We start from the raw sequence: 22,406 nt of genomic DNA on the forward strand, positions 1-22,406 counted from the left end.
GGCCCCGTCCTTGATCTCGGGCGCCCCTCCGCCTCGGGGGCGTATGGCGACTGTCTCAGATGTGCGACAGGTTCAGTGGAATTCGCGATCCCGGGTCAGGTCCAGGCGCTTCATCCGCCGGTGCAAGGTGGCGCGGGATAGTCCCAAGAGCGCCGCGGCGGCCGAGACATTGCCGCCGGCCTGGCTGAGGGCCCGGCGGACGGCCGCGCGTTCTGCGCCATCCAGGTCGGCCGAACGGTCGGGCGAGGGCAGGCCGCGGCGCAGGGCCTCGTCGGTCAGTTTCAGCGACAGCCGAGCGGCGCGGGTGGCGCCGATCACCAGGTCGTCGCCGTCCACCGCCAGCATCGGCGCCGAGGCCCGCTCGGCCCCGGTCTCGGGCAGCAGCACGATGCGGGCGTGGGGGAAGGTCTCGCGGAAGGCGCGGGCCTCGATGCGGCGGGCCGCGTCGGTGACGGCCCGCTCGACCAGGCCGGTCAGACCGTCCAGCCCCGGACGGCACGACGAGACGTCCAGCGCCCCGGCCAGACGCCCAGCCGGATCGAACAGCGGCGCGACGGTGCAGGACAGGCCGATATTGCGGGTGTGGAAGTGCTGGTCGCGGTGGATGGTCAGCACCCGCTGCTCGGCGATGCAGGTGCCGATGCCGTTGGTGCCTTCGCGGGCCTCGCTCCACACTGCGCCTTCCCACAGGCCCCAGCGGCGGAAGACCGCGTCGTCGCCGGCCATGCCGCGCCGGTCGACCGGCACGCCGTCGGCATTGGTCAGCAGAACGCAGCAGCCGGCGTCGCCAACCGCCTGGAAGAGAGCGTCCAGATTGTCCTGCGCGGCGACCAGCAGACCACCCAGTTGCTCGCGGGCGTCGCGCAGCTCCGAACCGGTCAGGGTCTCGGGCGGCTTGCGGTTTTCGGGGTCGAGACGGTGTTGGGTCAGGCAACGACGCCAGGACGCCGCGACCGGCGACAGGGCAGGCGACAAAGAAGGCAATGGGCCATCGCGCAGCACCGACAGCACCCGTTCGGCATGATGGGCCATTTCAGGTCCTCCCGTCTTGTCCACAGCATGACGTCGGGAAAGGCTCGAGCGCAAGTGTGACGTTTTGGGGTCGGCGGGTCCCCGTTTCGGGCGTAAAGCGTCCGCTCCTGTTCTTCCCGAAGGCGTCTTCCCATGCTGCTCGCACTGTCCACCTGGTCCGAGATCGAGGCCCGCATCCAGACCGACCAGACCGTGGTCGTGCCGATCGGCTCGAACGAGCAGCACGGGCCGACTGGCCTTCTGGGCACCGACTGGCTGTGCCCGGAGATCATCGCCCACGAGGCCAGCAAGCGCGCCGGCGACAAGATCCTGGTGGCCCCGACCTTCAACATCGGCATGGCCCAGCATCACCTGGCTTTCCCGGGCACCATCTTCCTGCGCCCGTCGACCTTCATCGCCGCGATCGGTGACTGGGTGCGCTCGCTGGGCGCTCACGGCTTCACGCGGATCTATTTCCTGAACGGCCACGGCGGCAATGTCGCCTCGATCGAGGCCGCATTCTCGGAGATCTATGCCGATTACAGCTTCCGCCAGCAGCGCGCGCCGTTCGCCTTGAAACTGAAGAACTGGTGGGACTTGGCCGGCGTCAACGCCCTGGCAAATCGTCAATTCCCGACCGGCCACGGCAGTCACGCCACGCCGTCCGAGATCGCCGTGACCCAGTGGGCCTATCCCGAGACCATCAAGACCACGGCCTATGAGCCGAAGATCGCGCCGATGGGCCCGATCCGCGAGGCGCTGGACTTCCGCGCGCGCTTCGCCGACGGCCGCATGGGCTCCGACCCCGCCCAGGCCACGCCTGAGAAGGGCGGCGAGCTGGTCGACATGGCGGCCAATGCGCTGATCGAAGACCTGGCGGCGTTCGGGGCGGAGAAGTCGCCGGCCTAGGCCTCGACCACCCGGCGCTCCAGCGCCGGCTGGCCATGCCGCGTGGCCATGATCTCGCCGATCACGGCCACCGCGACCTCGAACGGGGCCTTGCCGCCCAGGTCCAGACCGATCGGGGCGCGTAGCTTGGCGAGATCCCGTTCAGTCAGGCCAGCGGCGCGCGCCCGGTCAATCCGCTCGGGCAGGCGCCGCCGCGCGCCCAGCAGGCCGACATAGGGCGCGGGCGAGGGCAGGGCGGCCATCAGGGCCTCGTGGTCGTGCTCCAGGTCGTGGCCGCAGATCGCCACGGCGGTCCAGCGGTCCAGGCCGATGGCGCTCAAGGCCTCGGCCACGGGCTCGCGGCGATAGGCGACGCCGGGCAGCGGCGGTGGGGTGGTCGGACCCTTGGACCGCACCAGCCAGGTCTCGAAGCCGGCCTGGGCCCCCAGACTGGCCGTCGCCAGGGCCGTGGGATCTCCGCCCAGCACCACTAAACGCGGCATGGGATCGAAGGCCCGCTCGAACGCGCCGGCCCACGGGGCCTGCGGCTCCTCGACGCACAGCCGCTTTTCGCCGTCGCTGAGCCAGAAGGCCGGCGCGCGGGCGGCGGCCAGATCCAGCAGGGTGCGAGCGGCCGGATCGTCAGGTTCGATGCGCTCGACCAGGATCTCGATCCGCGCCCCGCACAGCAGGCGGATATCCGGCCAGGGGCTGCCCTCGCCATAGACAAGGCGCCTGGGCACGCCGTCTTCCAGGCAGGCGCGCGCATGGCCCTCGACGTCGGCCTCGATGCAGCCGCCGGACAAGAAACCGGATAAAAGTTTTTCGCCGAAGACCATCTGGGCGCCGACCGGACGCGGTCCGCCGCCGCCAAGATGGGTGATGGTCGCCAGGGCCGCCGGACCTCGAGAAAGCGCCGTGGACAAGGCCGGACGGGCGTCTTCGACCATGCCGTGCATAGGCCAGGCAGGGGCGGAAACGGCGTCGAAACGGTCTGTCGTCATCGGCTCGACTTTAACCCCTCGGCAAGGTTCCAGAAACCGGATGTTCAAACCTTGGCGCGTACCGTTCGCATCTGTTGTGGTTTTTGGCGCACGGATGGCGATGTCCATTTCGGTTTCAAAACTTGGTCTGGCTGCGGCCCAGTTCGGTCTCGACGGCGGAAGCTCGTCGGCGCCGCGTGGTCGTTCGCCCGAGGCCGAAACCCGCGACATGCTCAACATCGCCTGCCGCGCCCAGCTGTCGGTTCTCGACGCCTCGGGCCTGTATGGCCGCGCCGAGACCCTGCTGGGTGACCTGATCCCGCGTCCGGTGCCGTTCCGCGTCACCATCGCCGCCGCGCGCGCCGACCGCGGTCCCGACTATGTCGAGGCCGAGGCCCGCGCCACGTTGCGCCGCCTGGGCGTCGAACGCGCCGACTCGATCATCGTTCATTCGCCGGCCGAACTGTGCGGTCCGCACGGCGCGGCCCTTTGGGATCGCCTGCAGCGCCTGAAGGATCAGGGCCTGTTCGCCAAGATCGGCGTCGCCGCCCACGCCACCGACGATCCGGTCGGCGTCGCCCGCCGCTTCAAGCCCGACATTCTGCAAGCCCCGGCCTCGCTGCTCGACCAGCGCCTGCTGGCCGACGGCTCGCTGCAACGCATCGCCGGCATGGGCGTCGAGGTGCATCTGCGCTCGATCTTCCTGAACGGCCTGCTGTTCCTGCCGCCCGATCGCGTCCCGGCCCAGCTGAAGGGCGCCTCGGGCCGTCTGTCGCGTGTGCGCCGGATGATCGCCGAGGGCCGTTCGGATCCGCTCCAGGCCGCCCTGGGCTTTGCCCTGTCGCGTCCCGAAGGTTCGGCTGTCCTGGTCGGCTGCAACTCGGCCGCCGAACTGTCGGCCGTGGTCGCCGCCGCCTCCAGCCCGCCGCCGGATCTGGACTGGGACGACATGGCCATCGACGATCCGGTCGCGCTTGACCCGCGACGTTGGGTCGCCTGATCAAACCCTAGAATCACGTTCGAGACTGCTTGCAGGTCGTGGCCGTTCGCGCGTCCGTGACCGCTTGTTCATGTCTCGTAAGCTTATGATTCACCTGGATTTTATGAATCCCGTCTAGCTTGGTCCCGACCTTTTAGAGACGCCTGTCCGGGGGACGGGCTTTGGGGAGACGCGTCATGATCCTCGCCGTCCTGCAGGCCCGCATGGGGTCGTCCCGGTTGCCGGGCAAGTCGATGGCCACCCTCCAAGGCGAGCCGATGATCGTGCGCCAGCTGGAGCGTCTTCGCGACGCGCGCTGCCTGTCCAAGATCATCGTGGCCACCAGCCAAGATGCGGCCGACGACGCCCTGGCCGGGTTCCTGGTCTCCCGTGGCTACACCGTTCATCGCGGGGCCGGCGCCGACATCCTGGCCCGCATCGCCCGCTGCGCCGACGCGATCAGCTCGGTCAGCCACGTCGTCCGCCTCAAGGGGGATGCGCCGTTCATGGATCCGGGCGTGGTCGACGAGGCCATCCGCCTGGCTCTGGCCAGCGGCGCCGACTACACCTCCAACCGCGTGCATCGCACCTATCCGGCCGGTCTCGAGGTCGAGGTGATCAAGGCCAGCGCCCTGCGCGCCGCCGCCGCCGAGGAGCGCGATCCGCAGGCCCGCGTCTCGCCGACCGCCGCCATTCGCAACCAGCCCGACCGCTGGAGCCAGGCCCATCTGCGCGCGGCCCGCGACTGGTCGAAGCTGGACTGGCGGGTCAAGACCGCCGCCGACCTGGCCTTCGCCCGCTCGGTCTACGACGCCCTGCATCCGGTCGATCCGGGCTTCCGCATGACCGACGTGCTGGACCTGGTCGAGAGCCACCAGGACATAGGCCGCTTCGCGGCCTGAACCCGCCAAGCCACAGATACAGTAAGGGCGCCGTGCGAAGTCGCGCGGCGCCCTTCTGCTGTCTGACTACTTCCAGGCCCCGTACGGGTCGACCGAGGTCTTGCCCAGCGCCTGGGCCACCGCCGGGTGGGTCAGTTCGCCGTTCAGGACATTGAGGCCGCGGGCCAGGTGGACGTTAGCCTTCAGGGCGTCCAGGCCCTTGTCGGCCAGGGCCAGGCCGAACGGCAGGGTGGCGTTGCCCAGGGCTTCCGACGAGGTGCGCGGAGCCGCGCCGGGCATGTTGGCCACGCAGTAGTGGACGACGCCGTCGACGACATAGGTCGGTTCGGCGTGGGTGGTCGGCTTGCTGGTCTCGAAGCAGCCGCCCTGGTCGATCGAGACGTCCACCAGCACCGAGCCCGGCTTCATCTGCGACAGGTGCTCGCGACGGACCAGCTTGGGGGCGGCGGCGCCGGCGGTCAGCACCGCGCCGATCACGACGTCGGCCTTGAGAATCTCTTCCTCGACTGCGCCGAAGGTCGAATAGCGGGTCAGGATGCGGCCCTGATAGAGGTCGTCCAGCTCGCGCATGCGCGGGATCGAGCGTTCCAGCACCACCACCTCGGCGCCCAGGCCGGCGGCCATGCGCGCAGCGTTGGCGCCGACGACGCCGCCGCCCAGCACGGCCACGCGGGCCGGCGGCACGCCGGGTACGCCCGAGAGCAAGAGGCCCATGCCGCCATTGTGCTTCAGCAGGCTCTCGGCCGCCGAATAGATGGCGATCCGGCCGGCCACTTCCGACATCGGGGCCAGCAGCGGCAGGCCGCCGTTCGCGTCGGTGACGGTCTCATAGGCGATCGCGGCCGCGCCGCTCTTCAGCAGGCCCTCGGTCTGGGCCGGATCAGGCGCCAGGTGCAGATAGGTGAAGAGGATGTGGCGCGGCTCGAGCTTTTCCCACTCGACCTTCTGCGGCTCCTTGACCTTCACGATCATGTCCGCGCCGGCGAAGACGGCGGCCGCGTCCGGGGCGATGGTCGCGCCGGCCTTCACATAGACCTCGTCCGTATAGCCGGCGCCGAGGCCTGCGCCCGTCTGGACGAGAACCTTATGGCCGTGCCCGACATATTCGCGGACGGCGGTGGGGGTGAGACCGACCCGGTGTTCGCCCGGCTTGATCTCGGATGGGACGCCAACGCGCATGATGCTTCCTCCAAAAGCGCTTTGACCGGGACTGTGCGCTCAGGGGCGCGCAGTTTCCCTGGGGATTTCGAGCGACGTGACCGCTGTTACGCAGGAATCCTGCGTGCTATGTCGCTGCGATGAAGAAAGCTGCCGTGATCCTCGACGGTTTCGACCGGAAGCTCCTCCACCTGCTGCAGCGGCGTGGCCGCGCCAGCTATGTGGAAATGGCTGAAGCGGTGAATCTTTCCGAGTCCGCCTGTCTTCGTCGCGTGCGGGCGCTGGAGGAGGCCGGGGTTGTCAGCCGCTACGCCGCGGTGATCGACGAGCGCGCCGTGGGCCTGCCGCTCAGCGTCTTTGTCACCGTGACCCTGTCATCCCAGGCCGAGAGTACGCTCAGCGCCTTCGAGAAGGCCATCGCCAACGTCCGCGAGGTGGCCGAGTGCTACCTGATGACCGGCGGCTCGGATTACCTGCTGCGGCTGGTGGTGCGCGATGTCGACGACCTGGAGCGGGTGCATGCGCAAGAGCTGACCCGTATCCCCGGCGTCGTGCGAGTCAGTTCCAGTATCGCCATGAGAACTGTCGTTAAGCGTGTCGAATTGCCGCTGTAGGGGTTCGATTAACCGTTCTTGAGCGGTTGAGATTCTAGCGTTCGCCGACTTCAATCACGTCGGGGGACGAGATGGTTTCGAGACGACTTCTGCTGGGTGCGCTGGTCGGCCTGGCCGCGCCGGCCATGGCTTTCGCCGAAGGTGATGGCCCCGCGCCGAGCCTGCTGACCAAGAAGGGCCGCCGTACACGCTCGGCCCTCAAGCACCAGGCCACCGACAAGGCCGCGCTCGACAAGGCGCTGGCCGAGGTCAAGCCGCTGGAGGCGCAGCCGGCCGTACACGCGCCGGCCGCCGCGCCCGCCGTCACGCCCGATGAGGCGCTGGGTCGCCTCAAGCACGGCAACGCCATCTACGCCCGCGGCGGCGCCAATCTGATGCTGCCGACCACGGCCCGCATCGCCGAACTCTCGCAAGGCCAGCATCCGTTCGCGGTGGTCATCGGCTGCGCCGACAGCCGCACGGCGCCGGAGCTGGTCTTCGACTGCAACATGGGCGAGCTGTTCGTCGTCCGTGTCGCCGGCTCGACCGTCGGCCGCGAAGGCCTGGGCTCGATCCTCTATGCCGTCGAGCACCTGGGCGCGCCGCTGATCGTCGTGCTGGGCCACACCAAGTGCGGCGCGGTGGGCGCGGCCGTCGACGTCGCCAAGAAGCACGCCGACCTGCATGGCGCGCTGCAGGAAATGGTGCTGCCGATCATCCCGGCGGTGCTGGAAGCCGACGAGACGCACCCGGCCGACCTGCAGGACGCCGCCATCCGCCGCAACGTCCGCGACATCGCCGGCCGCCTCAAGCGCGCCGACGAGGTCCTGACCGAGCGCATCGCCGACGGCCGCCTGAAGGTGGTTTCGGCCTGCTACGACCTGGGAACCGGCGTGGTCAGCTTCGACGCCTGACGCCGTCATCTACCTGCCGTTGACCCCTGCTCGCGCTTAGGCTCAAGTCGCCTCAACAAAAGCATGAGCGGTGGGATAACGGATGTCGACGGATCAGACGCCGCCGGAAGGCGCGCCGAACGGCTCCTCGCAGGACAAGTCTTTCAAGAGCCGCTGGACGCGCCTGCGTGACGGCGTCTCCGCGCGCTGGCCCGCCGGGCTGAAAGGCCCGGTGGCCATTGCTGTTGCAGCGGCCCTGGCCGCCGGCTTCGGCGGCGGTTTCGCGGTCGGTAAGGGCGGCTGGTTCTTCGGCGGCGGCAAGCCGGCCGGGGCCGAATCAGTGAAGGGTGAGAGCTGGTCGCTGTTCGGCAAGCCGCGGGGCGCCAACGCCCCGCGTCGCGGCATCCCCAAGCCCGAGGGCTTCGCCGTCTGGCAGACCCGCGTCGACAGCAGCGGCGCTGATCCGCTGGCCTGTATCCGCATGTCCAAGGATCTGGATGCGTCCAAGTCCTATGCCGACTTCGTGCTGGTCTCGCCGGACCTGGGCCGCCAACCGTCGGTGCGGGTGAAGGGCGACGAACTGTGCCTGGGCGGCATCGGCTTCACCGATCACCGCGTCACCCTGCTGAAGGGCTTCCCCGCCAAGGGCGGCGAGACCCTGACCGCCAATGCCGACGTCGACTTCACCTTCGGCGAGAAGCCGCCGTACGTGGGCTTCGCCGGCGATGGCGTGATCCTGCCGCGCGAAGAGGCCGACGGCGTCGGCATCGAGACGATCAATGTCCAGACCCTGGCCGTCGAGGTCTGGCGCGTGCCGGACCGCAATCTGGTCCGCAAGTCGATCAGCGCCCCCGATCCGACCGGTGAAGGCGACTGGGCCGGCGACTATGGCGACGACGCCGTGGGCGACGACGGCCGCCGTGTCTGGAAGGGGACCGTGCAGGTCACCGGCGGCGCGACCGGCCAGAAGGCCACCACCGTCTTCCCGCTGGGCGCGGTGCTGAAGGACATGAAGGCCGGCGCCTTCGTCATCAAGGCGCGCGACGCGTCGGGCGCTCGCGATCCCGACGAGGAGAACGGCGACAACAATCCCGCCCAGGCCCGCCGCTGGATCGTGTTCACCGACATGGCGATGCTGGCCTATGACGGCAGCGAAAGCCTGGACGTCGTGGTCCGCTCGCTGAAGACCGCCAAGACCCTGTCGGGCGTGCGCGTGGCCCTGGTCGCCGCCGACGGCGAGTCCCTGGCTGAAAGCAACAGCGACGCCGACGGCCGCGTGCGCTTCCTGCGGCCGCTGCTGAAGGGCCAGGGCGCCGAGCGCGCCAAGATGGTCATGGCCTATGGCCCGCAGGGCGATCTGGCGCTGCTGGACCTGGACCGCTCGCCGGTCGACCTGTCCAAGCAAGGCGTGGGCGGCCGCACCGAGGGCGGCGTCGGCGGACGCAGCGTCGCCTCCGACATCGACGGCTATCTCTATGCCGACCGTGGCATCTATCGCCCCGGCGAAACCGTTCACCTGACCGCCATGGTCCGCGACCGGATGGCCAAGGCCGTCTCCGACCGCAAGGGCGAGATCGTCGTCAAGCGGCCGTCGGGCGTGGAGTTCAAGCGCTATCCGTTCAGCCAGGCCAATGCCGGCGCGGTGCTGTCCGACATCGCGCTTCCGCGCTCTGCGCCCCGTGGCCGGTGGACCGCCGAGCTGAAGATGGAGGGCATCGAGGAGGCTAGCGGCAGCCTGTCGTTCTCGGTCGAGGACTTCGCCCCGCAGCGTCTGGCCGTCACCGCGACGGGCCAGGAAGCCAAGCCCGTGGCCGCCGGCGAGACCCGCCAGGTCGATGTCTCGGCCCGCTTCCTCTACGGTGCGCCAGGCGCTGGCCTGCAGACACAGGGCGAGGCCCGCCTGCGCGTCGACAGCGACCCGTTCCCGGCCTTCAAGGGCTATGAGTGGGGCGACCAGGGGAAGCCCTTCGACGAGAAATATATCGACCTGGGCACGACGGTGACCGACGGCGAGGGCCGGGCGATCCTGTCGGTGGGGACCAGCGAGGCCGGCGACACCGCCCAACCGCTGGTCGCCGCCGTCACCGCGTCCGTGTTCGAGCCCGGCGGCCGTCCGGTCCGTGAAGGCCTGGACCTGAAGGTGCGTGGCAAGGAGCTTTACTATGGCGTCAAGGTCGACCAGGGCGAGTCCGGCAAGGGCGATCCGCCCGTCAGCCTGGACATCATCGCCGTCAACGCCGCCGGCCAGCGCGTGGGCGCGACCGCCAGCTACACCCTGGTGGCCGAGCGCTGGGACTATGACTGGTTCCAGCAGAACGGCCGCTGGCAATGGCGGCGCACTAGCCGCGACGCCATCGTGGCCAAGGCCTCGGTGAACATCACCGCCGGCTCGCCGGCCAAGCTGACCCGCCGCCTGGGCTGGGGCGACTATCGCCTCGAGATCGAGGGCGCCGACGGCGCACGCACCGTCACCCGGTTCTCGGCCGGCTGGGGCTCGCCCGCCAAGGAAGGCGAGGCCCCCGACGTGGTCCGCGTGACCGCCGGGACCAAGACCTATGAGCAAGGCGACACGGTCGAGATCACTCTGAAGCCGCCCTATGCCGGCGAGGCGCAGGTCGCCGTCGCCACCGACCGCCTGATCGACTTCAAGACGGTCACGGTCGGCGAGAACGGGACCACGGTTCGCCTGAAGGCGACGGCCGCCTGGGGTGGCGGCGCCTATGTCATGGTCAGTGTGGTGCAGCCGCGCGACCCGGTCGCCTCGCCCAAGCCGCGTCGCGCCCTGGGTCTGGTGTATGTGCCGATCGACCCGAAGGGCCGCAAGCTGACGGTCGACCTGGGCACGCCGACCAAGATCGACAGCAAGGCTCCGGTCGAGATCCCGGTGAAGGTGTCGGGCATGGGCCTGGGCCAGAAGGCCCGCGTCACCATCGCGGCGGTGGACGAGGGCATCCTGCGCCTGACCCACCAGGAAAGCCCCGATCCGGTGAAGTGGTACTTCGGCAAGCGGGCCCTGACGCTTAGCTACCGCGACGACTACGGCCGTCTGCTGGATCCGAACCTGGGCGCGCCGGCCAATGTCAATTTCGGCGGCGACGAGATCGGCGGCGAGGGCCTGACCGTCACCCCGATCAAGACCGTGGCCCTGTGGTCGGGCGTGGTCGAGACCGGCTTCGACGGCAAGGCGGTGATCAAGCTGCCGGCCGCCGACTTCAATGGCGAGCTGCGCCTGCAGGCCGTGGCCTGGACCGACACCGCCGTCGGCTCGGCCTCCAAGCCGCTGACCGTGCGCCAGCCGGTGGTGGCTGACCTCAACCTGCCGCGCTTCCTGGCGCCGGGCGATGAGGCCTATGCCACGCTGGAACTGCACAATGTCGAGGGCAAGCCGGGCGCCTACACCGCCGAGGCCTTCTCGTCGGGCGGGCTGAAGGTCGCCTTCAAGAAGGTGTTCCAGCTGATCCTGGGCCAGCGCATCGCCGAAAAGATCCCCTTCCTGGCGCCGGACGTCACCGGCGTCGGCAAGATCGGCTTCAAGGTCGCTGGCCCCGGCTTCTCGACCCAGAAGGACTATCCGATCCAGACCCGCCTGGGCTGGGGCGACGTGGTGCGCACCACCACCGAGATCCAGCGTCCGGGCGAGGCCTTCACGCCCTCGTACCAGCTGCTCTCGGGCCTGGCGGCGGGCGACGTGACGATGCAGGTCAGCTACTCGCCGATCCGCGGCTTCGACCCCTCGGCGATCGCGGTGGCGCTGCAGCGCTATCCGTACGGCTGCACCGAGCAACTGGTCTCGGCCGCCTATCCGCTGCTGTACGCCCAGACCTTCTCGCAGGATCCGAAGCTGAAGCGCACGCCGGCGGCCCTGTCGCAGGCGGTGGGCAAGCTGCTGGACCGCCAGACTCTGGACGGCGCCTTCGGCCTGTGGCGGGTGGGCGACGGCGAGGCCGACCCCTGGCTGGGCGCCTATGTCGTCGACTTCCTGCTGGAGGCGAAGGCGCAAGGCATCGCCGTGCCCGACGTCGCCATCGACAAGGCCGTCGGCGCCATGCGCCAGGTCAGCCGGCCGGAAGGCTGGGCCTCGGTCGCCTATCGCATGGAATATCCGGGCTGGTGGGCGTCGAACGAGGACGCGTCCAAGAAGGCTACGGAACGCATGCGTCGCCGCGCGTCGGCCTACGCCCTCTACGTGATGGCCAAGGCCGGCAAGGGCGACCTGGCCCGCCTGCGCTGGTGGCACGACGTCCAGATGAAGGACGAGAGCCAGCCGGTCGCCAAGGCCTATGTCGCGGCGGGCCTGGCCAAGATGGGCGACAACGCGCGCGCCCGCTCGGCCATGCGCCAGGCGGTGTCTTCGCTGGGCTATCGCGACGAGCTGGACTGGTACCAGTCGACCCTGCGCGACACCGCGGTGGTCACGGCCTTGGCGGCGGAGTCCAACATGATGGACATCGCTCGCCAGATGCAGGGCCGCCTGGAGAACGTCAGCAAGGATCCCGACAGCCTGAACACCCAGGAGCAGGCGGCGCTGATGCATGCCGCCAACGCCCTGATCCAGGCCGCCGGCCCGATGTCGATCGAGGCTCAGGGCGCCAACGCCCTGCCGCCGGCCGGCGGCGCGCCGCGCTGGGCCGTGGGCAAGCTGACCGACGCCCGCTTCGTCAACAACGGCAAGGGCGCCCTGTGGCGCACGGTCTCGGTGCGCGGCACCCCGACCTCGGCCCCGGGCGCGGCCAGCAACGGCCTGTCGGTCAGCAAGCGCCTGATGTCGATGGGCGGGGGCAGCATCGATCCGGCCACGATCCGCCAGGGCGACCGGGTGATCGTGCTGGTGTCGGGCTACAACCAGCAGTCCCGCTCGACCGCCCTGGTGGTCGACGACGCCCTGCCGGCCGGGTTCGAGATCGAGACGACACTGGGGGCCGACGACGCCCAGAATGGTCCGTTCAAGTTCCTGGGGACCCTGACCGCCGCCGACGTCCAGGAAAGCCGCGACGACCGCTTCGTGGCCGCCATGGACTTGGGCGGCGGCAAGCCCTTCGCCCTGGCCTATGTGGCGCGGGCGGTGACGCCGGGTTCGTTCTTCCTGCCGGGCGCGGTGGCCAAGGACATGTACCGTCCCGCCGTCAACGCCCGCTCGGAAGCCTCGCGCGCCACCATCGCGCCGGGTCAGTGAGGACACCTAAGGTCGCGGCGATCACCAAGGGCTTGGTGGTCGCCGTCGGCGCCCAGGTCGTGCTGTTCACGCTGAGCGCGGCTCTGCCGCCCGATATGACGCGGGCCCGGCATTCATCGCCGGTGGTCCAGGACCATCGCGGCGCGTGGCTGCGCGCCCTGCCGGTCGAGGACGGGCGGTGGCGGATCCGCGCCGATCTGAAGCGTACCGACGACAGCTTCCAGAGACGCCTGATCAAGGTCGAGGACGCTCGGTTCTGGCTCCACCTGGGCGTCGACCCGCTGTCGCTGACCCGGGCCATCGGCTCGGCGGCGGTCCATGGCCGGGTGACGTCTGGCGCCTCGACCCTGACCATGCAGACCGCGCGGCTGCTGGAGCCGCGGCCGCGGACCGTGGGCGCGAAGCTGATCGAGATGGTTCGCGCCGTGCAGCTGGAGTCGCGGCTGTCCAAGCGCGAGATTTTGGCCCTGTACCTGACGCTGGCCCCCTATGGCGGCAATCTGGAGGGCGCGCGGGCGGCAAGCCTCAGCTATTTCGGCCATGAGCCGTCCAGCCTGACCCACGGCGAGCAGGCCCTGCTGATCGCCCTGCCGCAGTCGCCCGAGGCCCGCCGGCCCGACCGTCGCCCCGAGTCCGCCAAGCGCGCCCGCGCCTCGGTTCTGGACAAGCTTGTTCGTGCCCGCGCGATCACCGAAGCCGCCGCCTACGAGGCGCGCAACGAGCCGCTGCCGGGCCGCACCCCGTTCCCCGCCCTGGCCTGGCACGCGGCCGGCGAACTGGCCCGCAACGCCCCGCAAGGGACGGCCACCGTGGTCTCGACTCTGGACGCCGACCTGCAGGGGCGGCTGGAGCCGATGGCCGCCGCTGTCGCCAACGCCCAAGGGGTGGACGCCACCGCCGCCATCCTGGTGGTCGAGATCAAGACCCGCGCCGTCCGCGCCGCCGTCGGCTCGGCGGGCCGCGACCGGGCCGGCGGCTGGGTCGACATGACCCGCGCCCTGCGCTCGCCCGGCTCGGCCCTCAAGCCGTTCATCTACGCCATGGCCATGGACGACGGTCTAGTCGCCGCCGACACCCAGCTGGCCGACAACGCCACGCGCTTCGCCGACTACCAGCCCGAGAACTTCGACCGCGTCTTCCACGACAAGGTCACGGTGCGCGAGGCCCTGGCCCACTCGCTGAACGTTCCCGCCGTGGCCACCCTGGAGCGGCTGGGCCCCGAGACCTTCGCCGGTAGGGTCGAAGCCGCCGGCGCGCATCTGGCCCGGCCCAAGGCGCAGCTGAAGGAGGCCGGCCTGGCCCTGGCCCTGGGCGGCGAGGGCATCACCTGGCGCGATCTGGTCATGCTGTACGCGGCCCTGGGCGACGGCGGCATCGCCAAGCCGCTGGCCTGGACGGAAGAGGACGCCAAGACCCGCGAACGCGCCAACGGCCATCGCCTGGTGCGTGCAGACTCGGCGCAGCAGGTCCTGGACATCCTGCGCGAGGCCCCGGCGCCCAAAGGCCGCGCGCCCTCGGCCCTGACCCTGGGCGGGCCGTCGATGGCCTTCAAGACCGGCACCTCCTACGGCTTCCGCGATGCTGTGGCGGCCGGGGTTGTCGGCGGCTACGCGATCCTGGTCTGGACGGGCCGGGCCGACGGCGGCGCGCGCGGCGGGCTGACCGGGCGCGATGCGGCCTTGCCGCTCTTGTTCGATGTTGCCGATGCGGTCGGCGCCCCGACCTCGGCCCCGCGTCCGATCGCGCCCAAGGCCGCGCCCCAGGCCCTGCAGCGGCTGCACGCCGTCGACGCCGGTCCGCGCCTGATCTTCCCGCCGGACGGGGCCTCGGTGCAGGTCGACGCCCTGGGCGCAAAGGGCCGCGGCCTGGTGCTGGCCGCCCAGGGCGAGGGCCTGACCTGGTACGTCGAAGGCGCGCCGCTGGACCTGGATCCGGTCAGCGGACGCGCCATCTGGAAACCGGCCGCCCCGGGGTTCTACCGACTGATGGTGGTGGACGCCCAAGGCCGCAAGGCGAACGCCAAGGTGCGGGTCAAGGGCGGCTAGCCGCCTACTCGCCCCGCTTCCAGAACGGACGATCCTGGACGATGGTCTCGGCCATCACGCGTTCGTAGTCCTCGGCGCTGCGGATGCCGATGTTGAGGTCGTTCACCAGGCCGTCGTGCAGCGAATAGACCCAGCCGTGGACAGCCAGTTCCTGGCCACGCGCCCAGGCGTCCTGGACGAAGACGTCGGCGGCGACGTTGCGCACCTGGCGGGCGACGTTGAGCTCGGTCAGGCGGTCCAGCATCTCGCGCTTGTCGTCGATCTTCTCAAGCTCGTGCTTGTGCTCGGCATGGACCTCGCGGATCGGGTGCAGCCAGTGGTCAACCAGGCCGCGACGCTTGCCATCGATGGCCGCCGCGACGCCGCCGCAGCCGTAGTGGCCCACGACCATCACGTGCTTGACCTTCAGCACGTCGACCGCGAACTGCAGCACGCTGAGGTAGTTGGCGTCCTGCGGCGGGGCCAGGTTGGCGACGTTGCGGTGCACGAACAGCTCGCCCGGATCCAGACCGACGATCTCGTTGGCCGGCACACGGCTGTCGCTGCAGCCGATCCAGAGATATTCGGGGCTCTGCTGGCCTTCCAGGCGCTTGAAGAACTCCGGGTCGACGGCGGTCTTGCTCTTCGACCAGGCGGCGTTGTTGGCTTTCAGGTCCTCAAGCATCTAGCGCTCCGGATGATGATCAGGGTGGGCGGCGGCGATGGCCGGGTGCTTGGCCGCGCGCGTGGCGGCGGCCTGGATCGCCGGGAAGGGCGACAGGTCGATGTTGAAGCGGCCGGCGTTGAACACCTGCGGCACCAGCAGGCAGTCGACCAGACCCGGCGCATCGCCATAGGCGAAGCCGCCCGAGTGCTGGGCGACCATGGGCTCGAGCGCGCGGAAGCCGTCGCTGATCCAGCGGGCGACCCAGGCGTTGCGGTCGGTCTCGCCGATCTCCAGGGCCGTCAGTTGGCGCAGAATCCGCAGGTTGTTCAGCGGGTGGATATCGCAGGCGATGATCTCGGCCATGCCGCGCACGATGGCCCGCTCGAACGGGGCGGTCGGCAGCAGGCGCGGCTCGGGCATCACCTCGTCCAGCCATTCCAGAATGGCCAGGCTCTGGGTCAACGGGCGGCCGTCGATCTCCAGGGTCGGGACCAAGGCCTGGGCGTTCAGAGCGCGATAGTCATCGCCTTGGTGGGCGTTGGCCACCAGATCCACGGGGCGCAGGTCGTAGGCCAGACCCTTCAGGTTCAGGCCGATGCGCACCCGATAGGGCGCGCTGGCGCGCTTGGCGCTGTGCAGGACGAGCTTCAACGCCGGCTCCTAGACGAGGGTGAACTCAAGGCGTCCGACGCCCTCGACCTCGCCGACGACCGTGTCGCCGCGCACGATGGCCCCAACGCCTTCGGGCGTGCCGGTGAAGATCAGGTCGCCGGCGGCCAGGGTCCACAGTTGGCTGGCCTTGGCGATCACCTCGCCGAGGTTCCAGATCAGGTCGCCGATCTGACCGCGCTGGCGCTCGGTCCCGTTGACCGACAGGGTGATGGCGGCCTCGGGGCCAGGGGCGTCCATGACCTTGATGGCGGTGATCGGGGCGCTCTCGTCGAAGGCCTTGCCGGCTTCCCAGGGATGGCCCTTGGCCTTGGCCGCGCCTTGCAGGTCGCGACGGGTCAGGTCAACGCCGACCGCATAGCCGAACACGGCTTCCAGCGCTTGCTGCGGCGTCAGGTCGGCGCCGCCGCTCTTCAGGGCCACGACCAGCTCGATCTCATGATGCAGGTCGCTGGTCGCCGGCGGATAGGCGATCTGGCTTTTCAGCGGCGCGACGGCGTCGGCCGGCTTGGCGAAGAAGAACGGCGGATCGCGGGTGTCTGCGCCCATCTCGCGGGCGTGGGCGGCATAGTTGCGGCCGACACAGAGGATGCGGCGCACCGGGAAGACCGCGTCGGATCCCTCCACCGGGACCGTCGGAATGGCGTGCGGGGGGATGGCGTAGGAGGTCATGGCGCTTCGTTTAGACCCAAAACCGTCGAGCCAAAACCCTCGTTGAACATCCGCAAGGCGGGGAGCCCAAAGTCATTGCCGTTCAGAAATCCTGCGGTTGAACCGATGGAATAAACGTTCTTTCACTTGCCCCCGTCCCTGACGCCGAGTCATGTCGTTATCGGGGCTTTTTGGGCGAATATTCGGGGGCGTCATGCTGATCATCGAGAACCTGACCCACGTCTACGGAAACGGCACGCGGGCGCTGGACGAGGTCAACCTGACGATCCCGCGCGGCATGTACGGTCTGCTAGGCCCGAACGGGGCCGGCAAGTCGACCCTGATGCGCACCATCGCCACCCTGCAGGCCCCGACCTCGGGCCACATCCGCTTCGGCGACATCGACGTTCTCAAAACCCCTGAACTGCTGCGTCGCACCCTGGGCTATCTGCCGCAGGACTTCGGCGTCTATCCGCGGGTCAGCGCCTACGACATGCTGGACCACATGGCGGTGCTGAAAGGGATCGCCGGGCCTAAGGAGCGCAAGGAAACGGTCGAGAACCTGCTGAACCAGGTCAATCTGTGGGGCGTGCGCAAGAAGGCCATCGCTGGCTTCTCGGGTGGCATGCGCCAGCGCTTCGGCATCGCCCAGGCCCTGATCGGCGATCCGCGCCTGATCATCGTCGACGAGCCCACCGCCGGCCTCGACCCCGAGGAGCGCAATCGCTTCCTGAACCTGCTGGCCGAGATCGGCGAGAACGTGGTGGTGATCCTGTCGACCCACATCGTCGAGGACGTCTCCGACCTCTGCCCGGCCATGGCGATCATCTGCGACGGCCGCATCGTCAAGGAAGGCGCGCCGGCCGATCTCGTGGGGCAGCTTAACGGCAAGATCTGGAAGAAGATTATCGACAAGGCTGAGCTCGAAGCGGCCAAGACGCAGTACAAGGTGATCTCCACCCGTCTGCTGGCCGGTCGCACGGTCATCCACATCCTGTCCGACGACAATCCCGGCAACGGCTTCGAGCCAGTCGCGGGCGGGCTGGAGGACGTCTACTTCTCCACCCTCTCGACCACCCGGCGCGCGGCGTAAGGCGGGAGCGGCCTGATGTTTGGCAAGATCGCGGGCTTCGAGCTCCGCTACCAGCTGAAGTCGCCCGTCTTCTGGGTGGTGTCGGTCGTCTTCTTCCTGATGGTGTTCGGGATCACGGCGTCCAACCAGATCTCGATCGGCCTGGGCCCCAGCGATCATCGCAACGGGCCGTTCGCCCTGGCCATGAATCACCTGATCTTCTCGATCTTCTTCATGTTCGTGACCACGGCCTTCGTGGCCAATGTGGTGGTGCGCGACGACGAGACGGGCTTTGGGCCGATCCTGCGGTCCACGCGCGTGAAGAAGTTCGACTATCTCTACGGCCGCTTCACCGGCGCCTTCCTGGCCGCGGCGATCGCGTTCCTGATCGTACCCCTGGGCGTCTTCGTCGGCTCGCTGATGCCGTGGGTCGATCCCGAGCGCCTGGGGCCGAACGATCCTGCCGCCTATCTCTACGCCTATGTGGTCCTGGCCCTGCCGGCCATCCTGATGACCTCCTCGGCGTTCTTCGCCCTGGCGACGGTCACGCGCTCGATGATGTGGACCTATGTCGGCGTCATCGCCTTCCTGGTGCTGTACGTCATCGCCGGCATCGCCCTGGACAAGCCCGAGTTCGAGCAGGGCGCGGCCTATTGGGAGCCGCTGGGCACCGCCGCCTACGGCCTGGCCACCAAGTATTGGACCGCCAGCGAGCGCAACAGCCTGACCCCGCCCCTGGTCGGCGCCCTGCTGTTCAATCGCGTCTTCGCCGTCGCCCTGTCGCTGGGCTTCCTGGCGCTGGCCTATGGCCTGTTCCGCTTCCAGTCGGCGGACCTGTCGGGCCAGAAGAAGCCAGGATCAGGCAAGGTCAAGAAGACCAAGGGTGACGCGGACGCGGCGCCCGTCGTCTCGGCAGGCCCGCTGCCCAAGCCGGTCTTCGACCGTCGCACCGCCTGGGCCCAGCTGGCGATCCGCACCCGTCTGGACATGGGCCAGGTGTTCAAGAGCCCGGCCTATTTCGTGCTGCTGGCCTTGGGCCTGGCCAACGCCATGGGCTCGCTGTGGTTCGCCACCGAGGCCGACCAGTATGGCGGCGTGCTGTATCCGGTCACCCGCATCCTGCTGCAGCCGCTCATCGGCGCGTTCGGCCTGATCCCGATGATCATCGCCATCTACTATTCGGGCGAACTGGTCTGGCGCGAGCGCGAGAAGAAGACCCACGAGATCATCGACGCCACCCCCGTGCCCGACTGGGCGTTCGTGGCCCCCAAGACCCTGGCCATCAGCCTCGTCTTGATCTCGACCCTGCTGGTCAGCGTGGCCGCCGCCATCCTGGCCCAGCTGCTGCACGGCTACTTCGATCTCGAGCTGCACAAGTACCTGCTGTGGTACGTGCTGCCGCAGGCCGTGGAGTTCACCCTGTGGGCGATCCTGGCGGTGTTCCTGCAGGCCGTCAGCCCGCACAAGTTCATCGGTTGGGGCCTGATGGTGCTGTACATCGTCAGCACCATCATCTTCTCCAGCCTGGGCCTGGAGGGGAAGCTCTACAACTACGCCTCGACCACCGACACGCCGTTCTCGGACATGAACGGTCTGGGCAAGTTCTGGATCGGGGCCTGGTGGCTGCGCGCCTATTGGAGCGCCTTCGCCGTCATCCTGCTGGTGCTGGCCTACGGCCTGTGGCGGCGGGGAACCGAGAGCCGTCTGCTGCCGCGCTTGGCGCGACTGCCGCGACGTCTGAGCGGCGGCGCGGGACTGCTGGCCGGCGGGGCGCTGGTCGTCTTCGCGGGGCTGGGCGGCTTCATCTACCTGAACACCTATGTCGCCAACCCGTATCGCACCAAGATCGACAACGAGCGCTGGCAGGCCGACTACGAAAAGACCCTGCTGGCCTTCGAGACCGTCCCGCAGCCCAAGATCATCGCCATGACCCTGGACGTCGATCTGAAGCCCCACGCGCCCAGCGTGGAGACCAAGGGGTCGTACGTCTTCCAGAACAAGACCGGCGCGCCGCTGCGCGAGATCCACGTCCGCTTCGACCGTGATCTGAAGGTCAAGGGCCTGTCGATCGAGGGCGCGCGGCCCAAGCGCACCTTCGAGCGCTTCAACTATCGCATCTTCGCCTTCGACACGCCGCTGGCCCCGGGTGAGCAGCGCAAGATGAGCTTCATCACCCTGCGCTCGCAACGCGGCTTCCCCAACAGCGATCCGGAAACCCGCGTCGTCGACAACGGGACCTTCGTCAACAACCTGGAGATCGCGCCGATCCTGGGCATGTCGCGCGAAAGCCTGCTGCAGGACCGCGCCAAGCGCCGCAAGTACGGTCTGCCGGCGGAGCGTCGCATGGCCCCGCTGGGCGACGTGGCCTCACGCCAGTTCAACGCCTTGCGCAAGGACGCCGACTTCGTCAGCTCCGACATCACGGTGACGACCGAGGCCGACCAGACCCCGATCGCGCCGGGCTACAAGGTCTCGGACACGGTCAAGGACGGCCGCCGCGTCGCCCGCTTCGTGACCGAGGCGCCGATCATGCCGTTCATCTCGATCCAGTCGGCCCGCTACAAGGTGGCGACCGAGCGGTACAAGGGTGTCGAGCTGGCGGTCTATTACGACGCCCAGCACGCCTGGAACATCGAGCGGATGAAGACCTCGATGAAGCGGTCGCTGGACTACTTCCAGGCCAATTTCAGCCCCTACCAGTTCCGTCAGGTGCGCTACCAGGAGTTCCCCGACTACGCGCAGTTCGCCCAGTCGTTCGCCAACACCATTCCGTGGTCGGAGGGGATGTTCTTCATCTCCGACTACCGTGACCCCAGCAAGATCGACATGGTCACCTATGTCGGCGCGCATGAGATCGGCCACCAGTGGTGGGCCCACCAGGTGATCAGCGCCGACCAGCAGGGCAGCACCATGCTGGTCGAAACCTTCGCCCAGTACTCGGCCCTGATGGTGATGAAGCACACCTATGGCGAGGCCGAGATCCGCAAGTTCCTGAAGTTCGAGCTGGACAGCTACCTGCGCGCGCGGGGCGGCGACGTCCTGGACGAGCAGCCGCTCTACAAGGTCGAGAACCAGCAATACATCCACTACCGCAAGGGCTCGCTGGTCATGTACCGGCTGCAGGACCAGCTGGGCGAGGAGGTCGTCAATCGCGCCCTGCGCCGGTTGATCGCCCAGTACGCCTTCAAGGGCGCGCCCTATCCGATCACCACCGACTTCCTGACGATCCTGCGGTCCGAGGCCCCGGCCAACAAGCAGGCCCTGATCACCGACCTGTTCGAGAAGATCACGCTCTACGATCTCAAGACCAAAAGCGCGGTGGTCAAGGCGCGGGCCGACGGCAAGTTCGACGTCACCCTGACGGTCGACGCCCAGAAGAAGTACGCCGACGGCAAGGGCAAGGAGACCAACGCGGCCCTGAACGAGACCATGGACATCGGCCTGTTCACCGCCAAGCCGGGCGACAAGGGCTTCGACGCCAAGGACGTGGTGCTCTACCAGCGCCGCGCAGTCCGGTCGGGCGTCCAGACCTTCACCTTCACAGTGAGCAAGGCGCCGAAGTTTGCCGGGGTCGATCCCTACAACACGGTCATCGACCGCAACGGCGACGACAACACGATCGCGGTCGGCGCCAAGGCGGGCGAGTGAGCGAGGATCTGACGCTGAAGATGGACGGGCCGGCGCTGGACGCGTTCCTGCGCCGCGCCTTCCCGGAGGCCGACCCCGACCACATGCCGCGGGTTCTCGAGGTCGCACCGGGCCTGGTGCGGATGGTCCAGCCCTATGCCAGCCGGCAGCTGCGTCCGGGCGGGGTGATCTCGGGGCCGACGCTGATGACCCTGGCCGACACGGCGGCCTATGTGCTGGTCCTGGCCCATATCGGCGAGGTGGCGATGGCGGTCACGACCTCGCTGACCATCCACTTCCTGCGCGGATGCAAACCGGGCGACCTCGTCGCCGAGGCCGCCCTGCTCAAGCTCGGCCGCCGCATCGCGACGGCCGACATTCTGTTGTGGACGGAAGGGCGAGACCGGCCGGCCGCCAAGGCGACCGTGGCCTACGCCATCCCGTGACCTGCGAGCTTAGTTCTCGCGGGCCTTGGCCACGTCCTCACCGGTGTCGAAGCCCTTCTTCAGGCCTTCAGCCATGTTCAGATGTTCCTGAACCTTGGGGGCGGTGGCGGCGGCGAAGGCCTTGATGGCCGGGGTATCGCCGTCCTGGGCGTAGCGCTGCAGCAGGTTCAGAGCGGCCTGGTGGGCGTCGACCTGGCTGTCGGCATACTTCTTGTCGAAGTCCTTGTTGTCGGCCTTCGTCAGGTCGTCCAGCTTACCCTGCATGTCCGACGACAGCATGGTCGGCAGGGTGATCGTGGCGCCCGAGGCGGCGATGGCGGCCTTCAGCTCGGTGCTGGTGGCGGTGTGAGCCTTTTCCATCGCGGCGGCGAACTTCTTGACCGCCGGGTTGGTCGAGCGGGTCGCGGCCAGCTTGGCGGCGGCGATCTCGAACATGTCGCTGTCGGCAACCTTGGTGGCGAACACTTCGGCCTTGGTCTCATCGGCCGGGGTCGGGACGGTCGCGGCCGGGTTGGCGTCCGGGGTCGCGGCCTGTTCGGCCGGGGTGGCGGCGCCCTTGGTCTCTTCGGTCTTCGGGCCGCAGGCGGCGAGGCTCAGGGCGGCGATAGCGGCGCCAGCGATCATCAGGTGACGGTTCATGGCTCTGTCTTTCCCTACCGGTTTTTCTTAG

General features: G+C 68.9%; 17 protein-coding genes. 10 read left to right on the forward strand and 7 right to left on the reverse strand.

Features of this window, described 5'->3' with window-relative positions:
- Positions 1-72 precede the first annotated feature (72 nt).
- Positions 73-1,032, reverse strand: coding sequence for a GAF domain-containing protein (locus ABDW31_RS05770; RefSeq protein ID WP_184715397.1), 960 nt, complete (start codon positions 1,030-1,032; stop codon positions 73-75).
- Positions 1,033-1,164: 132 nt separating this feature from the next.
- Between ABDW31_RS05770 and ABDW31_RS05775 the strand changes: the two genes are divergently transcribed.
- Entirely contained in the window at positions 1,165-1,920 is a 756-nt protein-coding gene (locus tag ABDW31_RS05775; protein WP_184715399.1) for a creatininase family protein, read from the forward strand.
- Here ABDW31_RS05775 and ABDW31_RS05780 read toward each other — a convergent pair.
- Entirely contained in the window at positions 1,917-3,011 is a 1,095-nt protein-coding gene (locus ABDW31_RS05780) for an XdhC family protein (RefSeq protein WP_184715401.1), read from the reverse strand. The genes ABDW31_RS05775 and ABDW31_RS05780 overlap by 4 nt on opposite strands.
- Between ABDW31_RS05780 and ABDW31_RS05785 the strand changes: the two genes are divergently transcribed.
- Together ABDW31_RS05785 and ABDW31_RS05790 are read left to right on the forward strand one after the other, a co-directional pair.
- Positions 3,004-3,882, forward strand: a complete 879-nt coding sequence (locus ABDW31_RS05785; RefSeq protein WP_184715403.1) for a bifunctional regulator KidO — start codon at positions 3,004-3,006, stop codon at positions 3,880-3,882. The two genes, ABDW31_RS05780 and ABDW31_RS05785, sit on opposite strands and share 8 nt — an antisense overlap.
- Positions 3,883-4,058: 176 nt before the next feature.
- Positions 4,059-4,763: an NTP transferase domain-containing protein gene (locus tag ABDW31_RS05790; protein ID WP_184715404.1), complete on the forward strand. Its 705-nt coding sequence runs from the start codon at positions 4,059-4,061 to the stop codon at positions 4,761-4,763.
- A 66-nt stretch (positions 4,764-4,829) separates the two neighbouring features.
- On the opposite strand, the gene ald is transcribed toward ABDW31_RS05790, so the two are convergent.
- Positions 4,830-5,942, reverse strand: coding sequence for an alanine dehydrogenase (gene ald / locus ABDW31_RS05795; RefSeq protein WP_184715405.1), 1,113 nt, complete (start codon positions 5,940-5,942; stop codon positions 4,830-4,832).
- A gap of 119 nt (positions 5,943-6,061) precedes the next feature.
- Between ald and ABDW31_RS05800 the strand changes: the two genes are divergently transcribed.
- The 4 genes from ABDW31_RS05800 (at position 6,062) to pbpC (ending at position 14,625) form a co-directional block, all read left to right on the forward strand.
- A complete protein-coding gene (locus tag ABDW31_RS05800; RefSeq protein WP_184715406.1) occupies positions 6,062-6,535 on the forward strand; it encodes an Lrp/AsnC family transcriptional regulator in 474 nt (157 codons plus the stop codon).
- A gap of 71 nt (positions 6,536-6,606) precedes the next feature.
- Complete coding sequence (locus tag ABDW31_RS05805; RefSeq protein ID WP_184715408.1) at positions 6,607-7,428, forward strand: carbonic anhydrase; 822 nt, start codon at positions 6,607-6,609, stop codon at positions 7,426-7,428.
- Between the two features lie 82 nt (positions 7,429-7,510).
- A complete protein-coding gene (locus tag ABDW31_RS05810; RefSeq protein WP_184715410.1) occupies positions 7,511-12,580 on the forward strand; it encodes an alpha-2-macroglobulin in 5,070 nt (1,689 codons plus the stop codon).
- Complete coding sequence (gene pbpC / locus ABDW31_RS05815; RefSeq protein WP_184715412.1) at positions 12,577-14,625, forward strand: penicillin-binding protein 1C; 2,049 nt, start codon at positions 12,577-12,579, stop codon at positions 14,623-14,625. The genes ABDW31_RS05810 and pbpC overlap by 4 nt, the downstream gene beginning before the upstream one ends.
- A gap of 4 nt (positions 14,626-14,629) precedes the next feature.
- On the opposite strand, the gene ABDW31_RS05820 is transcribed toward pbpC, so the two are convergent.
- From ABDW31_RS05820 to ABDW31_RS05830, 3 genes are read right to left on the reverse strand one after another with little or no spacing between them, the layout of a single operon-like run.
- Positions 14,630-15,289 (reverse strand): carbonic anhydrase, encoded by a 660-nt coding sequence (locus ABDW31_RS05820; protein WP_184715414.1) that lies wholly within the window; start codon positions 15,287-15,289, stop codon positions 14,630-14,632.
- Positions 15,290-15,922, reverse strand: a complete 633-nt coding sequence (gene maiA / locus ABDW31_RS05825; protein ID WP_184715416.1) for a maleylacetoacetate isomerase — start codon at positions 15,920-15,922, stop codon at positions 15,290-15,292.
- A 9-nt stretch (positions 15,923-15,931) separates the two neighbouring features.
- A complete protein-coding gene (locus ABDW31_RS05830) occupies positions 15,932-16,612 on the reverse strand; it encodes a fumarylacetoacetate hydrolase family protein (protein ID WP_184715418.1) in 681 nt (226 codons plus the stop codon).
- Between the two features lie 193 nt (positions 16,613-16,805).
- On the opposite strand from ABDW31_RS05830, the gene ABDW31_RS05835 reads away from it, so the two are divergent.
- Genes ABDW31_RS05835 through ABDW31_RS05845 form a run of 3 tightly spaced genes read left to right on the forward strand, consistent with a single transcriptional unit; the run spans position 16,806 to position 21,736 of the window.
- Positions 16,806-17,684 (forward strand): ABC transporter ATP-binding protein, encoded by an 879-nt coding sequence (locus tag ABDW31_RS05835; protein ID WP_184715419.1) that lies wholly within the window; start codon positions 16,806-16,808, stop codon positions 17,682-17,684.
- Positions 17,685-17,699: 15 nt separating this feature from the next.
- Complete coding sequence (locus tag ABDW31_RS05840; protein WP_343698427.1) at positions 17,700-21,311, forward strand: M1 family aminopeptidase; 3,612 nt, start codon at positions 17,700-17,702, stop codon at positions 21,309-21,311.
- Positions 21,308-21,736 (forward strand): PaaI family thioesterase, encoded by a 429-nt coding sequence (locus ABDW31_RS05845; RefSeq protein ID WP_184715423.1) that lies wholly within the window; start codon positions 21,308-21,310, stop codon positions 21,734-21,736. Before ABDW31_RS05840 ends, ABDW31_RS05845 begins: the two co-directional genes overlap by 4 nt.
- A gap of 9 nt (positions 21,737-21,745) precedes the next feature.
- Here ABDW31_RS05845 and ABDW31_RS05850 read toward each other — a convergent pair whose 3' ends face one another.
- Positions 21,746-22,375 (reverse strand): DUF4142 domain-containing protein, encoded by a 630-nt coding sequence (locus ABDW31_RS05850; RefSeq protein ID WP_184715425.1) that lies wholly within the window; start codon positions 22,373-22,375, stop codon positions 21,746-21,748.
- Between the last annotated feature and the right edge of the window lie 31 nt (positions 22,376-22,406).

Origin of the sequence: Caulobacter sp. (assembly GCF_039596335.1) — a bacterium.
Taxonomy (GTDB): Bacteria; Pseudomonadota; Alphaproteobacteria; order Caulobacterales; family Caulobacteraceae; genus Caulobacter.